The following is a 15,884-nucleotide window of genomic DNA, read 5'->3' as shown; positions in this document are numbered from 1 at the left end:
CCCATGCCGAATTGGCTGCTGCCTGAGAATATCGCCGACGTTTTGCCGTCGGAAGCGCGCAAGATTGAAGAGTTGCGCCGCCTGATGCTGGATAATTTCCGTACCTACGGCTACGAGCTGGTGATGCCGCCGCTGCTGGAGTACCTGGAGTCGCTGCTGACCGGCGCCGGCGAAGACACCGATCTGCGCACCTTCAAGCTGGTGGACCAGCTGTCCGGCCGCATGCTGGGCCTGCGTCCCGACATGACCACGCAGGTGGCGCGCATCGACGCGCACCTGCTGAACCGCGCTTCGGTCACGCGCCTGTGCTACGCCGGCAGCGTGCTGCATACCCGTCCGTCGGGCCTGCACGCCACCCGCGAGCCGCTGCAGATCGGTTGCGAGATGTATGGCCACGCCGGCCTGGAAGCCGACGCCGAAATCCAGGAGCTGGCGCTGGCCTCGCTGGCCCTGGCTGGTTTCGACAAGGTGCGGCTGGACCTGACCCATGTCGGCGTGCTGCGCGCGCTGCTGGACACCTGTCCGGCCGCCCAGCGCGACCAGGCCCGGATCCACGCGGCGCTGCGCGCCAAGGACGTGCCGGACCTGCAGGCGCTGGCGGTGAACTACGATCCGGTGGTGCGCGACGCCTTGCTGGCGCTGCCATCGCTGTACGGCGACATTGACGTGCTGTCGAAGGCGCGCGAAGTGCTGCCGGACCTGCCGGGCATCGCCAAGGCGCTGGCCGAACTGGCCGCGCTGGCGGCGTCGGCGCTGGGCCGCGCGCAAGTGGCGATCGATCTGGCCGACCTGCGCGGCTACCAATACGAAAGCGGCGCGATGTTCGCGCTGTATGTGCCAGGCTTGCCGAACGCAGTGGCGCGCGGCGGCCGTTACGATCACGTAGGCGAGGCCTTTGGCCGGGCGCGTCCCGCCACCGGCTTCTCGCTCGACCTGCGCGAACTGGCGCGCCTGTTGCCGACTGCGGAGCGCAAGCATTCGATCCGCGCACCGTGGGGCAATGCGCCGGAATTGAAGGAAAAAATCGCCGAACTGCGCAAGTCCGGCGAAGTGGTGATCCAGAGTATGCCGGGTCACAGTCACGAGCTGGACGAGTTCGAGTGCGATCGCGCGCTGGTCCTCGACGAGAATGGTAGTAACTGGATTCTTAAAAACTTAGGTTAATGTGATGTCAAACAAAAACGCAAAAAACGTCGTCGTCATCGGTACCCAATGGGGCGATGAAGGTAAAGGCAAAATTGTCGACTGGCTGACTGACCACGCTCAAGGCGTGGTGCGCTTCCAGGGCGGCCACAACGCCGGCCACACGCTGGTCATCGGCGGCGTGAAGACTGCGCTGCAACTGATCCCGTCGGGCATCATGCGCCCAGGCGTGGCCTGCTACATCGGTAACGGTGTGGTGGTGTCGGTGCCGGACGTGCTGCGCGAAATCGACAAGCTGGAAGCGGTGGGCGTAGAAGTCGCCTCGCGCCTGAAAGTGTCGGACGCAGCCCCTGTGATCCTGCCATACCACTCGGCACTCGACCTGGCCCGCGAAGCGGCCCGTGGCGAAGCCAAGATCGGCACCACCGGCAAGGGTATCGGCCCTGCATACGAAGACAAGGTCGCCCGCCGCGCCATTCGTATCGCCGACCTGCTGAACGAAAACCGCCTGGCTGAAAAGCTGAAGGAAAATCTGGACTACCACAACTTCGTGCTGGAGAACTACCTGAAGGCGCCGAAAGTGGATTACCAGAAGACCCTGGACGACGCGCTGGCCTACGTGCCGCGTCTGCGCCCTATGGTCACCGACGTGTCGAGCGCGCTGTACAAAGCGCACAAGGCCGGCGCCAATCTGCTGTTCGAAGGCGCGCAAGGCTCGCTGCTGGACGTCGATCACGGCACCTATCCGTTCGTCACCTCGTCGAACTGCGTGGCCGGCAATGCCGCCGCCGGTGCTGGCGTAGGTCCGAGCATGCTGCACTACGTTATGGGCATCACCAAGGCTTACACCACCCGCGTGGGTTCGGGCCCGTTCCCTTCGGAACTGCCGACCGATGCAGGCGTGGGCCACCACCTGGCGCAAGTTGGCCACGAGTTCGGCACTGTGACCGGCCGTGCCCGTCGTTGCGGCTGGTTCGACGCTGCGCTGCTGCGCCGCTCGGTCCAGATCAACGGCGTAACCGGCATGTGCATCACCAAGCTGGACGTGCTGGACGGCCTGGAAACCCTGAAGCTGTGCACCGGCTACACCATCGATGGCGAAGCGGTTGACATCTTCCCGTCGGGCGCCGAAGAAGCCGCGCGCTGCGTGCCAGTGTACGAAGAAATGCCGGGCTGGAAAGACAGCACCGTGGGCGCCAAGTCCATGGACGCGCTGCCGGTTGCCGCCCGCAACTACGTCAAGCGTATTGAAGAGTTGGTCGGCGTGCCGGTCGACATGGTATCGACCGGTCCGGATCGTGAAGAAACGATCGTACTGCGTCACCCGTTCGCGTAATCAAGGAATTTTATGACCACCACCCCACAATCGAACGAAAAACACCTCTGGGTATCCTGGGATGAGTACCACCGCCTGATCGAGCGCCTGGCGCTCAAGGTGCACGAATCCGGCTGGCAGTTTGACATGGTGCTGTGCCTGGCGCGCGGCGGCGTGCGTCCTGGCGACGTGTTCTCGCGCATCTTCGACGTGCCGCTGGCGATCCTGTCGACCAGCTCCTACCGCGCCGAGAAGGGCACCGTGCAGGGCGATCTGGACATCGCCAAGTACATGACCATGACCAAGGGCCCGCTGAGCGGCAAGATCCTGCTGCTGGACGACCTGGCTGATTCCGGCGTGACGCTGATGAAGGTAGTGGACCACCTGAAGCAGAACTTCGCCGGTGTGACCGAAGTCAAAACCGCAGTGATCTGGACCAAGGGCAGCTCGGCGTTCAAGCCGGACTACCAGATGGAAGAACTGCCGCACAATCCATGGATACACCAGCCGTTTGAAGACTACGACGCGCTGCGCCCGCATCAGCTGGCAGCATGGATCAAGAAAGGCGAAACGGCTGCGTAAGCCGTTCGAGCAAGGGAGCTTCGGCTCCCTTTTTCGTTAACCCACTCAGATGCCCATGACCCAAGACTTTTTCCAGACTTTCATCCTGTTGGTACTGGTGACCGACCCGTTCGGCAACGTGCCGCTGTTTGCCAGCGTGCTCAATCCGGTGCCGGCGGCGCGCCGTCCGCGCATCGTCATCCGCGAGTGCGGCATCGCCTTTGTGCTGCTGCTGATCTTCATGTTCTTCGGCCGTCACTTCCTCAGTGCGCTGCACCTGTCGGAAGTGGCGCTGCGCATCGGTGGCGCGGTCATCCTGCTGCTGATTTCGATCCGCATGATTTTCCCGCATCCGGACGGCGTGCTGGGCCGTACCGACGGCGCCGAGCCTTTCATCGTACCGCTGGCGATACCGGCGCTGGCTGGCCCTTCGGCACTGGCCACGGTGCTGCTGTTCTCGCGCGAGAGCACCGGCGAGGTGCTGGTGCACGTTGCCGCGCTGGCGGCGGTGGCGGCGGTGTGGCTGGCGGTGTTCCTCAGCGCCGAGCGGCTGCAGAAAGTGCTCGGCCCGCAGGTCATGACGGCGTTTGAGCGCCTGATGGGCCTGATCCTGACGGCGATGTCGATCGAGATGCTGCTGGGCGGTATCCGCGAATTCGTGAAGTCGCTGTAATTTCAAAAGGCGGGCGCTTGACGCCCGTCTTTTTTCATCCTATATTTAGATAACTGTCTAATTAGATGATTGCCTAATGAACGCCACCAACAGCGCCTTCAAAGCGATAGCCGATCCAGCGCGACGCGAGATTCTGCGTCTGCTGCGCGCTGGCGAGATGACGGCCGGCGAACTGGCGCAGCATTTCGACATGAGCAAGCCGACCATGTCGCACCACTTCGCAGTGCTGGCGGAAGCGGACCTGATCACGCGCCGGCGTGAAGGGCAGACCATCTGGTATGGCCTGAACACCACTGTGCTGCAAGACGTGCTGGCCTGGATGATGGACCTGGCCGGCGCGGAGACTCAAGGGAGAAAAAAATGAAGAAGCCGCATCTCATTGTTTGCCTGCTGATGGTCGCCATTGCCTGCGCCGCCACCGCCTACTATTGGCCGCTGCTGCCGGAGGTGGTGCCGGTGCACTGGAACGCCGCTGGCGTAGCCAATGGCTACGGTCCACGCGCCAGCTATTGGGCGATAGGCCCAGGCATGATGCTGCTGGCAATGGCCGCTTGCTGGGTGACGCCATGGCTGTCGCCGCGCCGTTACGCAGTGGATTCGTTCGCCGCCACGTATTCCTACATCGGCACCGTGGTGGTAGCGATGATGGGCTATATCTATGCGCTGGTGCTGACCGAGGCGGTGCATGGCGGCGTGGCGATCGGGCGCGCCGTGCCGGCCGGCATGGCGGTACTGCTGATCCTGATCGGCAACCCGATGGGCAAGGTGCGGCGTAATTTCTTCCTCGGCATCCGCACGCCGTGGACCCTGGGCAGCGAAGCGGTCTGGTACGGCACGCACCGCATGGCGGCCAGGCTGATGGTGGGCAGTGGCTTGCTTACCTTGTTCGCGCTGTGGCTGGGCGCTTCGCCCTGGTTGGTGCTGGCGCTGATACTGGCTTGGGCGCCGCTCGCGGTGGGCTATTCGCTGTTGCTGTACAAACGTCTTCCTCACTGACTGGAGAAAAGTATGCGCTTCAAATTCATGCTGTCGTTGTTGATGGTGTCCTTGTCTGCGGCCGCCGCTGCGGCACAGCGGCCGGTGTCGCTGGACGTTGGCGGCGGCACCGTCTATGGCACCGAGCTGACGCCCGATGGCGTCACCGGCAAAGTGCCGGTGGTGCTGCTGCATTCCGGCTCCGGCCCGACCGACCGCGATGGCAACAGCAAAATGCTGCCCGGCCCGAATGACTCGCTGAAAATGCTGGCGGAAGGCCTGGCCAGGCAGGGCATTGCCTCGATCCGCTACGACAAGCGCGCCATCGCCGCCAGTGCGCTGCCGGTCTGGAAAGAGGAGAACCTGCGCCTCGACGACTACATCGGCGACGCTGCCGCATGGCTGAAGAAACTGCGCGGCGATGCGCGCTTCTCGCGCGTGATCATGGCGGGCCATAGCGAAGGCGCGCTGATCGCCTCCGAAGCTTGCGCGCAGGGCGGGGCGGATGCCTGCGTGCTGATCGCCGGCACCGGCCGTCCACTCGACGAACTGCTGCGCGAGCAATTGAAGGACAAGCTGCCGCCGCCGTTGATGGCGGAGAGCGACCGCATTCTGGGCGATCTCAAGCAAGGCAAGACCACCGACAAAGTCCCGCAGCCATTGATGTCGCTGTATCGCCCGGACGTGCAGCCCTACCTGATCTCCACCTTGCAGCATGATCCGCGCGTAGCCATCGCCGCGCTGAAGATGCCGGTGCTGATCCTGCAAGGTACGAAAGACATCCAGGTGCCGGAAGAAGACGCCAAACTGCTGTCCGCCGCCGCGCCGAAGGCCAAGCTGGTCATCATCGACGGCATGAACCACGTCCTCAAAATCGTCGGCGACGACCAGGCCTTGCAGCAGCAGTCCTACGTCAGCCCCATCCTGCCCGTGGCGCCGCAACTGATCGACGCCGTGACGACGTTCGTCAAGGCGCCGAAGTAAGCCGGGCCAGCCAGACAGTGCGGCCGCCGCAGTCAGGGTCTTCCGATACTGTGGCAGCGACATCGAACCCGTGCTGGGAGAGTAGCTGCCGATATTCGGCCGGAGCCAGGCTGGCGTGATAAAGCGGCTCGCCGTGCAGCTCGCCGATTGCCTCTCCGTGCGCGGGACCGCTGCTGAACATCAGGGCGCAGCCTGTGGCGGCGTGGGCACGGAAGACTTTGAACATGCTGCGCTGGTCGTCGTGGCTCAAATGGAAGAAGCTATCCCACGCCAGCATGCCGTCAAAGCTGCGGTTCAGGGATAGCGTGCGCATGTCCGCCACCATGGCCTGCTGTTGCGGCAAGCGTTCGCGGAACAAGCCTATCATCGCCGGCGAAGAATCCACGCCCGTAATCTCATATCCTCGCTGGACCAGATAGCTGGATACAGGCGCACCAGCGCCGCAACCGATATCCAGCACTTTCCCGCCGGGTTGGACCAGTCCACAGAACTTGTCCATCCATGCGCGTTCTGTGAAGCGCGTTTGATGCAGGCGCGCCGCCACCCATTCCTGTGCATGGCGCTCGTAGAGACTCACGACCTTGTCGGCGGCGGCCTGCATAATATGGCGTCAAGCGATATTGTCCGCGCCCGGTGCGCCGAACAGTTGCTGCTTGAGGATGTGGAGCTGGTCGCGCACTTGTGCGGCCTTCTCGAATTCCAGGTTCTTGGCGTGATCCAGCATGGCTTTTTCGAGGCGCTTGATTTCTTTGCTGATCTGCTTCTCGCTCATGGACTCGTACTTGGCCGTCTCCTGCGCCACCTCCAGCACTTCCTTGGCGGACTTCTCGCTGTAGACACCGTCGATCATGTCCTTGATGATCTTCTTCACGCCGCGCGGCACGATGCCGTTGGCTTCGTTGAAGGCGATCTGCTTGGCGCGGCGGCGTTCGGTCTCGCCGATGGCGCGTTCCATTGAATCGGTCATGCGGTCGGCATACAGCAGCGCCACACCGTTGAGGTTACGCGCGGCGCGGCCGATGGTCTGGATCAGCGAACGCTCGGAACGCAGGAAGCCTTCCTTGTCCGCATCCAGTATCGCCACCAGCGACACTTCCGGCAAGTCCAGACCCTCACGCAGCAAGTTAATCCCGACCAGCACATCGAAAGTGCCGATGCGCAGATCGCGCAGCAATTCCACGCGTTCCACGGTTTCGATATCGCTGTGCAGGTAGCGCACCTTGATGCCGTGATCGCTCAGGTATTCCGTCAGCTGCTCGGACATGCGTTTGGTCAGCGTGGTCACCAGCACGCGCTCGTTCTTGGCGACACGGTCGGTGATCTCGGACATCAGGTCATCCACCTGCGACAGGGCAGGGCGTACGATCACCAGTGGGTCCACCAGACCGGTCGGACGCACCACCTGTTCCACCACCTGGTCGGCGTGCGATTTCTCGTAATCGGCCGGCGTGGCGGAGACGAAGATGGTCTGCCGCATCTTGCTCTCGAATTCCTCGAACTTCAGCGGGCGATTGTCCAGCGCCGACGGCAGGCGGAAGCCGTAGTCGACCAGATTGGTCTTGCGCGAACGGTCGCCGTTGTACATGGCGCTCAACTGGCCGACCAGAACGTGCGACTCATCGAGGAACATCAGCGCATCTTTCGGCAGATAGTCCACCAGCGTTGGCGGCGGTTCACCTGGCATGGCGCCGCTGAGGTGGCGCGAGTAGTTCTCGATGCCCTTGGTGAAGCCGATTTCCGCCATCATCTCCAGGTCGAAGCGGGTGCGCTGTTCCAGGCGCTGCTCTTCAATCAGCTTGTTCTCCTTGCGGAAGAACTCCAGGCGGTCGCGCAGCTCAGCCTTGATGGTTTCGACCGCGCGCAGCACGGTGGAGCGTGGCGTGACGTAGTGCGAGCCAGGGTAGACGGTGAAGCGCGGGATCTTCTGCTTGACGCGGCCGGTCAGCGGATCGAACAGCTGGATCGATTCCAGTTCGTCGTCCCACAGTTCCAGGCGCACCGCCAGGTCCGCATTCTCGGCCGGGAAGATGTCCAGCGTATCACCGCGCACGCGGAAGGTGCCGCGGCCGAAGTCCACTTCATTGCGCGTGTACTGCATCTGGATCAGGCGCGCGATGATGTCGCGCTGTGACACGCGGTCCTTCTGGCGCAAGGTCAGTATCATCTGGTGGTATTCGTTCGGATTACCGATACCGTAAATGGCCGACACAGTCGCCACGATCACCACGTCGCGCCGCTCCATCAGCGACTTGGTGCAGGACAGGCGCATCTGCTCGATGTGCTCGTTGATCGACGAGTCCTTTTCAATGAACAGGTCGCGCTGCGGCACATAGGCTTCCGGCTGATAGTAATCGTAGTAGGAGACGAAGTACTCGACCGCGTTCTCCGGGAAGAATTCGCGGAACTCCGAGTACAGCTGCGCGGCCAGGGTTTTGTTCGGCGCGAACACAATCGCCGGGCGCCCCTTGCGCGCGATGACGTTGGCCATGGTGTAGGTCTTGCCGGAGCCGGTCACACCCAGCAGTGTCTGGAAAAACAGGCCGTCGTCGATGCCTTCGCACAGCTGGTCGATCGCCGTCGGCTGGTCGCCGGCGGGAGGGAAGGGCTGGTGCAATTTGTAGGGCGAATCGGGGAACGTCACCACGGTTGCCTTGGGATTTTCTGCTACAGGTAAATCAGCCATCTTGCTCAGACCTTTGTTAGAATAATGGCCTGCCAGCGGCCTGAAGTCGTTATTTTAAAGGGCGCTGTCTATACATCTCTGCTGCGAACCGCTTCCACTCGAATCCAATCTTATCATGACGAATCCTAGCTTGTTCAGCGCCATCGACATGGCACCACGCGACCCTATCCTGGGTATTACCGAAGCCTTTAATGCCGACCAAAACCCGCAGAAAATCAATCTGGGTGTTGGCGTTTATTATGACGACAACGGTAAAGTGCCGCTGCTATCGTGCGTACAGAAAGCGGAAGAAATCCTGATCGCGGCGCCGGCGCCACGCACCTACCTGCCGATCGAAGGCCTGGCTGCCTACGACAAGGCGGTGCAGGAACTGGTATTTGGCGCCGATAGCGCAGTAATTCAAGAGAAACGTGCAGTCACCGTGCAAGCCATCGGCGGCACCGGCGCACTGAAAATCGGCGCCGACTTCCTGAAGCGCTTTGCACCGGACGCCGAGGTCTACATCAGCGATCCAAGCTGGGAAAACCACCGCGCGCTGTTTGAAAGCGCCGGCTTCAAAGTCAACAACTACGCCTACTTCGACGCAGCGACCCACGGCGTCAACTTCGCCGGCATGATCGCCGACATCAAGGCCATGCCGCGCGGTTCCATCGTGCTGCTGCACGCTTGCTGCCACAACCCGACCGGCGCCGACCTGACTTCGGAGCAGTGGACCGAAGTCATCGCCGCGATCACCTCTGGCGGCCTGGTGCCGTTCCTGGACATGGCTTACCAGGGCTTCGGCGCTGGCATCGCGGAAGATGGCGCGGTAGTGCGCCGCTTCGCTGACGCTGGCGGCCCGCTGCTGGTATCGAACTCGTTCTCCAAATCGTTCTCGCTGTACGGCGAGCGTGTGGGCGCGCTGAGCGTAGTGGCTGCTTCGGGCGAAGAAGCGGCACGCCTGATGTCGCAACTGAAACGCGTGGTGCGCACCAACTACTCCAACCCGCCAGTACACGGCGGCAAAGTGGTGGCGACCGTGCTGACCACCCCGGAACTGCGTCAGCTGTGGGAAGATGAGCTGGCCGGCATGCGCGTGCGCATCAAGGAAATGCGTGAGGCGTTTGTGGTCAAGCTGGCCGCCAAAGGCCACGACTTCGCGTTCGTCCGCGACCAGATCGGTATGTTCTCGTACTCGGGCCTGAGCAAGGCGCAAGTAGAGCAGCTGCGTTCGCAGTCGATTTACGCGGTGGACACCGGCCGTATCTGCGTAGCGGCGTTGAATTCGCGCAATATTGATATCGTTATTGACGCCATCGCTAAAGTGCTCTAAACTCTTGTTTCTTCGCGCTGCGCTGTAAGCGTAAAACGAAGAACTGGCAACATGAAATACCGCAGTAAATTGCATCTTGCTGATGCGAAAGAAACAGTATAAAATGTTGCCTCTAATCCCTGATAGCTCAGTCGGTAGAGCGACGGACTGTTAATCCGCAGGTCCCTGGTTCGAGTCCAGGTCGGGGAGCCAGAATATAGAAAAGCCCAATCCTTGCGGATTGGGCTTTTTGCATTGTGTTTGGCAATTTACAGTCGGCAGAGGTGCCCGCTGCAAGGGTCTTGCAGACTCTTCGCCTGAGACGTGCGAAGGCTAAAATAAATTGGCCAAAATTGATTTTCCCCTATATAATTCTGGCCTCAATTCCCTGATAGCTCAGTCGGTAGAGCGACGGACTGTTAATCCGCAGGTCCCTGGTTCGAGTCCAGGTCGGGGAGCCAGAATACGAACGGCCCCGCGAGAAATCGCGGGGCCGTTTCCTTTTGTTGCCGCGTCTGCGTAAATTGCCAGAATGTTACATAGTGTGCATTTTGCAATGATTTGACGTGCTACCGTTCCTGATGCCAATAACTGTTTTTATATGGCATATGTCCAACTCACTAGGGAGGGCGGTCAGATGAAGCAAAAAAATATGTTAAGAATGGGAGCGCATGCCGCAGCCGGGGTCATTCTCGGGGCGGTATGTTTGCTTCCATGTAGGGCGGCAGGTGCGGGAGCGTGTTCGAGCGAGCTGGGGCAGCCTCTGCTCAAGCTGGAGGCGAAGACCGCGAATCCGCCGGACAGCAATGGCGGATTTATCAACCGTATCGCGTCATGCAATATGTGGCAGAACTTCTTCTACCTGAATTGGCCGGCTCTGGCGGGCCAGGCTGGTGTGCCGAACGCCAAAGCGGTGTTTGGCTTGCCGGGCGATACAGTCTGGCAGACCTTCGCCTCCCCGGATCAGGTTTTTCTCGCGAACGGCAAGCAGCCGTCGCCTTGGGGAAAATGGACGGTGGACGCTGATCTTCCGCAAGCCATTGCAGGTGAGGTAAGGGCAGGCAAGCTGCGCGTCCTGCGCCAGGTCGTCAAGCTGGGCGGCGATAAAGCCAAACTCCACGATATTCTGCAGGTCGACGAGCTGGTGCTGTATGACCAGCAAACCAATCCGGTCTACTACGAAGTGATGCTGAACAAGACGCTGTACGACTACATCGTCAGCAATCGCTTGTATGAGGCCGCCGCGCAGGCAAGCTACGCTGCCAAGAAGGCGATTGCGCCGCCGGAGGGCTCCTTCGAACTGAAGGCGGCCTGGAAAGTGCTGACCGATCGCGAAGTCGCCAGCAAGCGATTTTTCACCGCGCGCGCCTACGTGATTCCGCCGGGCGGCGGCGGTAGTGTGCAGACGGTGGGCTTGGTGGGATTGCATATCTTTGCCGGCGGCGGATCGGGCACGCAGGGAAATTCCGCCGGACTGTGGGGAACTTTCGCCCAGGTCGATAACGCGCCATTGCAGGGCCAGGCCCAGCCTTCTGCCACCTATAGTTTCTATAATCCAGCGTTGAACGCTATCCCCAATACACCGGTCAAAGTCGGTGGCAAGCAGGTGCCAGCGGTTACCCAGGTCACCCAGGTGTGGGCCGATGACACCGATGCAGCGACGGTGACCGCCTATGCGCAAAGCCTCGTCGTGGCTGGGAATAAGAACGCGCCGTGGCAGTACTACAAGCTCATCAACACGCAATGGCCGAGGGGAGCGTACTCCGCCACGCCGCCCGTTCCGCAGAGTGCCCCCTTGCCCTTGACCAGTTCGGCGGGAGCGCCCAACGCCATGCAATTGCTCAATCCCGTGCTGGAAACCTATATGCAAGTCACGCAGGCGCAAAGTGCGGCACAGCGCAGCTGTATGGCTTGCCACGCCTATGCCCAGGTGGCCGATAAGAATTTGAAGTATGCCACTGGATTCAGCTTCCTGTTTGGGCGTGCCCAGGCGGCACCCAGCGCGAAAGCACAGCCGTCCCGTTAGGTCGGTGGGCGGAATTCAGCAAGCCTCATGTGTGATCCACATGGGGCTTTTTGCTTTTTGACACATGAAATTCACAAAAATGCACGATTCAAGTGGACGGGAATCTTGCACCTCGGTATTCTGAATCCTGTTTCCGCTCTGTATGGCTGTGGAAACGAAGCTTTCATCTTTAGATAAGTAAGGTAGAGAATTATGAGCAGCGAAAACGAAGGTGTTGTCTACGGCACGGAAGACCTGCTGGTGAGTCTGTGCAACTCGGTAAGCCGAGTGCTGAACGTGGCAACCCAAAGCAAGGTGAATTACTCCGGCATGGTGCAGCGGATTACCAAGATCGGCCTGAAGCCCGATATCGGCTGCTTCGTGCTGTTCGACGGCGGCTTTACCGGCCTGGTGGTGCTGAACTTTGCCGCTGACACGGCGATGGAAATCTATGAGCGCTACATGCTGCACATGGGCATGCCAAAGTCGGAGCTGGCCAGCTCCCATACGTCGGACGAGGTGTCCAACATCCTGGGCGAGCTGATGAACCAGATCGTCGGCGACTTCACCGGCAAGATCCGCCGCGAGCTGCAAACCAATATCACCCAAAACCAGCCGAAGATGCTGGTGCTGAACAAGCAGATCGTGCTGAGCGTCGACACGCCGCTGGATCGCCCGGAAATGCGCCGCGTCAGCTTCTACACCGAGAAGAGCAATATCTTCTATCTGGAACTGGCTATCGACCGTACCGAGTTCATCCGCGTCAGCGACTTCGATTCCAGCGAAATCGCTGATCCGGACGCGCTGCTGGATCAGGAGCGTGACACCCACAAGAGCGCCAGTGCGCCAGCCGCCTCGGCCACCGATGCGGATGCCGATGAGCTGCTGAAATCGCTGGGCATGTAATTCCGCCAGTTCCCGCCTCCTCACACGGCCAGCCTCGCGCTGGCCGTGCTGCTTTCTGTGGCAAATTTCCTACATTTGCCAGCCCTTCATACCGCCGCATGGTACCAGGCTAAGCTTGTCGTTCTCACCATGTTGTGGTCGAGCCGACACGCCTAAGCCACTGAATATTCAGTTCTTGCATATGCTTAGCCAAATTTCTAACAGTTAATTAGGTTTCAGATATATTCGCCTTGCAATACACGGTATCAATGAAAGAAAATATCGCCTTTCAAAAAAGTCAGTGCACTATTGATAGCAACCGCGACGGCGTAGAGGCCATTGCGCTACCACGATCACGACAGATGACCGGGTAGTGACCTACAAAAAGAGAAAGCAGGAGACAACTGTTTCTAACTCTTTGCACTACATTTAAATCGGGAAATTGAATGATCAAACTGTCGAAGATGCACAAGCGCCTGCTGGCGCTGAGCGCCGTTATGCCTATCGGTACTGCCCTGGCGCAGACTGACGTCGCGGCTACCACCCAGCCACAGCTGGAAACCGTCACCGTGACCGCCCAGCGCCGTGCGGAAAACATCAAGGATGTGCCGGTCTCCGTGACCATGCTGAGCAATGAAAAGCTGGACGTGCTGTTGTCCGGTGGTCAGGACATCCGCTTCCTGGCAGGCAAAGTGCCTTCGCTGAACGTTGAATCGTCGAACGGCCGTACCTTCCCGCGCTTCTACATCCGCGGCTACGGCAACACCGACTTCTCGACCTTCGCCTCGCAGCCAGTGTCGCTGATCTATGACGACGTAGTGCAAGAGAACGGTATTCTGAAAGGCTTCCCGGTATTCGACGTGGCTGGCGTGGAAGTGCTGCGCGGCCCGCAGGGCACGCTGTTCGGCCGCAATACCCCGGCTGGTGTGGTCAAGTTTGAATCGGCCAAGCCTAACCTGGACAAGATCGAAGGCTATTACAGCGCTTCGCTGGCCACCCACATGACCTCCAGCGTCGAAGCTGCCGCCAACATTCCGCTGTCGAGCGAATGGGCGATGCGCGTATCGACCCTGCGCCAGCACCGCGACGACTTCGTCGACAACACCTACACCAAGCAGAACGATTCGCTGGAAGGCTACAACGAACACGCCGAGCGCGTGCAGTTCCTGTACAAGCCTAGCACCACCTTCAACGCGCTGTTCAATGTGCACTCGCGTTCGACCACCGGCAGCGCGCGCCTGTTCCGCGCCAACCTGATCAAGAAGGGCACCAACGATTTCACCGACGGCTACGACTTCACCAAGATCTCGACCGACGGCCTGAACTTCCAGAACCTGACCACCAACGGCGCCAACGCGCGCCTGACCTGGGATCTGGGTTCGGTCAAGCTGTTCTCGATCACCGGCTACGAAGGCATCGACAACTACTACACCCGTGGCGACATCGACGGCGGCTCGCCTGCCAACCCGCCACGCTTCCCGGTGCAGACCGCCGGCGGCATCAAGCAGCTGTCGCAGTACAGCCAGGAATTCCGTGTTGAGTCGAAAAACGCAGGCCCGCTGAACTGGCAGACCGGCGTGTACTACTTCAAGGAAAGCGGTACCGGCTTCAGCGACAACTTCGACAGCACCACCCAGCTGCAAACCTCGGACCTGACCAGCCACCAGAACAACACCGCCTATGCGGCCTTCGGTTCGGTGACCTATGATGTGTCGAGCGACTTCACCCTGCGTGGCGGCCTGCGTTACACCCACGACGAAAAAGACTTCCGCACCGTCAACGCGTGGAATGTCACCCAGATCGGTCCTAAATCGGTTGAGGTCAGCAAGAACAAAGCCAACTGGGACCTGAGCGGCACCTACAAAATCAACAAGGATGTCAGCGCTTACGGCCGCGTAGCGACCGGCTTCCGCGCACCGTCGATCGCGGCTGCTTCGGCATCGGTGCCTATCACCGTGGCGGATGCGGAAACCATCACTTCGATCGAAGCCGGCATCAAGGCTGACCTGTTCAACCGCCGCGCCCGCGCGTCGCTGAGCGTGTACAACTACGAAGTCAAGAACCAGCAGCTGACCGTGGTTGGCGGCACCTCCAACGTGACCAAGCTGATCAACGCTGCCAAGACCAACGGCCGTGGCGTGGAAGCGGAGATCGAAGGTTTCGTGACTCCGGACTTCAAGGTCAGCCTGAGCGGTTCGTACAACCACACCGAGATCAAGGATCCGAGCCTGTACGCAGCCACTTGCGCCAGCACCTACTGCACCGTGACCGATCCGATCGTCAACGGCCTGGCCTCGATCAACGGCAACCCGCTGCCGCAAGCCGCCAAGTACATCGTCAATGCATCGGCGCGCTACAACTGGCCACTGGCAAACGGCAACCTGTTCGTGCTGACCGACTGGTCGTACCGCAGCAAGATCAACTTCTTCCTGTATGAAGCGAAGGAATTCACCGGCAAGGAAATGCTGGAAGGCGGCCTGCGCGTTGGTTACAACTGGGCTGACGGCAAGTACGAGCTGGCTGGCTTCGCGCGTAACATCACCAATACCGAGCGCATCATCGGCGGTATTGACTTCAACAACGCGACCGGCTTCGTCAACGAGCCACGCCAGTTTGGCGTACAGTTCCGCGGCGCTTTCTAATAAATCGCCGTTCAGCCTAGACAGCTGAAAAATGGCCGTATATAATGCGGCCTCTTTTCCCTGATAGCTCAGTCGGTAGAGCGACGGACTGTTAATCCGCAGGTCCCTGGTTCGAGTCCAGGTCGGGGAGCCAGAACACAAAAAAGCCCAGCCTTTCCAGGTTGGGCTTTTTGCTTTTATGGCTGCGCTGTTATCCCGCAGCAGTTTGGGATTTGCCAGCGCTTATATACGCGGCTTTGCATTGCGGCGAGATGACTTACAGGTGCTTCACCTGCAGGGTTTGATCTGGCGTCTTGATGTTGAACAGACGGTCGATGTTGGGATGTTTCCCTGGATGGGCACGCGCGTCCTGCGTGTGTTCGGCATAAATCGTCAAAGCGCATTCCGCTGCTTCGGGCGTAATCGCACCGAGCGTTTCGGCCAGCCAGCAGTAAACGCGCAGCGATCCGGCCTGGCCTGGTTTATTTTCGATCTTTGCCACTGGCACACCTGATTGGTCGACAAGCTCGATGGCGGCAACCGTGTCCATTAAAGGAAGCAGGGCGAGGTTTTCTGAAAATTTATCGCTGAAATTTGGTCGTTGCATAGGTACTCTTGCAGATGCTCATGTGGTTAAAACGGTATTCTGGCATAGGTAGCAGTTTGTTGGCGACAGATGCGCGCGCTGGCGCGTTGTCTTTCAGTACCTGTAAGCATTTTTCTTTCCAGAGGCAGTGGCGGTAGAGTA

The 15,884-nt window shown here is 60.1% G+C and carries 14 protein-coding genes and 3 tRNA genes; 14 read left to right on the top strand and 3 right to left on the bottom strand.

The features are described from left to right. Positions 1 to 3: 3 nt before the first annotated feature. The 7 genes from KW842_RS07255 to KW842_RS07225 all read left to right on the top strand — a co-directional run bounded on the left by KW842_RS07255 (position 4) and on the right by KW842_RS07225 (position 5,651). Positions 4 to 1,164, top strand: a complete 1,161-nt coding sequence (locus KW842_RS07255; protein ID WP_218303417.1) for an ATP phosphoribosyltransferase regulatory subunit — start codon at positions 4 to 6, stop codon at positions 1,162 to 1,164. 4 nt (positions 1,165 to 1,168) lie between these two features. Next, positions 1,169 to 2,479, top strand: coding sequence for an adenylosuccinate synthase (locus tag KW842_RS07250; protein ID WP_218303416.1), 1,311 nt, complete (start codon positions 1,169 to 1,171; stop codon positions 2,477 to 2,479). Between the two features lie 12 nt (positions 2,480 to 2,491). Beyond that, the gene (locus KW842_RS07245) at positions 2,492 to 3,040 is read left to right on the top strand and encodes a phosphoribosyltransferase (protein ID WP_218303415.1); all 549 of its coding nucleotides are present in this window, start codon (positions 2,492 to 2,494) and stop codon (positions 3,038 to 3,040) included. A gap of 55 nt (positions 3,041 to 3,095) precedes the next feature. Further along, on the top strand, positions 3,096 to 3,692 hold the full coding sequence (locus KW842_RS07240; RefSeq protein WP_218303414.1) for a MarC family protein: 597 nt from the start codon (positions 3,096 to 3,098) through the stop codon (positions 3,690 to 3,692). 76 nt (positions 3,693 to 3,768) lie between these two features. Beyond that, positions 3,769 to 4,056 carry an autorepressor SdpR family transcription factor gene (locus tag KW842_RS07235; RefSeq protein WP_218303413.1) on the top strand — a complete coding sequence of 96 codons (288 nt, stop codon included), beginning with the start codon at positions 3,769 to 3,771 and terminating at the stop codon, positions 4,054 to 4,056. Then, positions 4,053 to 4,688, top strand: a complete 636-nt coding sequence (locus KW842_RS07230; protein ID WP_218303412.1) for an SdpI family protein — start codon at positions 4,053 to 4,055, stop codon at positions 4,686 to 4,688. Before KW842_RS07235 ends, KW842_RS07230 begins: the two co-directional genes overlap by 4 nt. 12 nt (positions 4,689 to 4,700) lie before the next feature. Continuing rightward, positions 4,701 to 5,651, top strand: coding sequence for an alpha/beta hydrolase (locus tag KW842_RS07225; protein ID WP_218303411.1), 951 nt, complete (start codon positions 4,701 to 4,703; stop codon positions 5,649 to 5,651). On the opposite strand, the gene KW842_RS07220 is transcribed toward KW842_RS07225, so the two are convergent. After that, a complete protein-coding gene (locus tag KW842_RS07220) occupies positions 5,635 to 6,228 on the bottom strand; it encodes a trans-aconitate 2-methyltransferase (RefSeq protein ID WP_373925144.1) in 594 nt (197 codons plus the stop codon). The genes KW842_RS07225 and KW842_RS07220 overlap by 17 nt on opposite strands. Before the next feature lie 33 nt (positions 6,229 to 6,261). After that, positions 6,262 to 8,334 carry an excinuclease ABC subunit UvrB gene (uvrB, locus tag KW842_RS07215; RefSeq protein ID WP_229223547.1) on the bottom strand — a complete coding sequence of 691 codons (2,073 nt, stop codon included), beginning with the start codon at positions 8,332 to 8,334 and terminating at the stop codon, positions 6,262 to 6,264. Positions 8,335 to 8,449: 115 nt separating this feature from the next. Here uvrB and KW842_RS07210 point away from each other — a divergent pair, with 115 nt between their 5' ends. From KW842_RS07210 to KW842_RS07180, 7 genes are all read left to right on the top strand, one after another. Next, complete coding sequence (locus tag KW842_RS07210; RefSeq protein ID WP_218303410.1) at positions 8,450 to 9,646, top strand: amino acid aminotransferase; 1,197 nt, start codon at positions 8,450 to 8,452, stop codon at positions 9,644 to 9,646. 116 nt (positions 9,647 to 9,762) lie between these two features. Further along, positions 9,763 to 9,838 (top strand) — tRNA-Asn (locus tag KW842_RS07205). Positions 9,839 to 10,010: 172 nt separating this feature from the next. After that, positions 10,011 to 10,086 (top strand) — tRNA-Asn (locus KW842_RS07200). A 176-nt stretch (positions 10,087 to 10,262) separates the two neighbouring features. Further along, positions 10,263 to 11,651 carry a hypothetical protein gene (locus KW842_RS07195; protein WP_218303409.1) on the top strand — a complete coding sequence of 463 codons (1,389 nt, stop codon included), beginning with the start codon at positions 10,263 to 10,265 and terminating at the stop codon, positions 11,649 to 11,651. Positions 11,652 to 11,843: 192 nt separating this feature from the next. After that, positions 11,844 to 12,536 (top strand): DUF3334 family protein, encoded by a 693-nt coding sequence (locus tag KW842_RS07190; protein WP_218303408.1) that lies wholly within the window; start codon positions 11,844 to 11,846, stop codon positions 12,534 to 12,536. A 425-nt stretch (positions 12,537 to 12,961) separates the two neighbouring features. Next, complete coding sequence (locus KW842_RS07185) at positions 12,962 to 15,157, top strand: TonB-dependent receptor (protein WP_218303407.1); 2,196 nt, start codon at positions 12,962 to 12,964, stop codon at positions 15,155 to 15,157. Positions 15,158 to 15,214: 57 nt separating this feature from the next. Beyond that, positions 15,215 to 15,290: transfer RNA gene (locus KW842_RS07180), tRNA-Asn, on the top strand. 123 nt (positions 15,291 to 15,413) lie between these two features. Here the strand turns inward: KW842_RS07180 and KW842_RS07175 are convergent. Further along, on the bottom strand, positions 15,414 to 15,743 hold the full coding sequence (locus KW842_RS07175; protein WP_218303406.1) for a DUF2322 family protein: 330 nt from the start codon (positions 15,741 to 15,743) through the stop codon (positions 15,414 to 15,416). Between the last annotated feature and the right edge of the window lie 141 nt (positions 15,744 to 15,884).

Origin of the sequence: Duganella sp. sic0402, from assembly GCF_019219065.1 — a bacterium.
Taxonomy (GTDB): domain Bacteria; phylum Pseudomonadota; class Gammaproteobacteria; order Burkholderiales; family Burkholderiaceae_D; genus Rugamonas.
The sequence above is the reverse complement of the archived record's forward strand: the minus strand, read 5'-3'. Positions and strand labels throughout refer to the sequence as shown.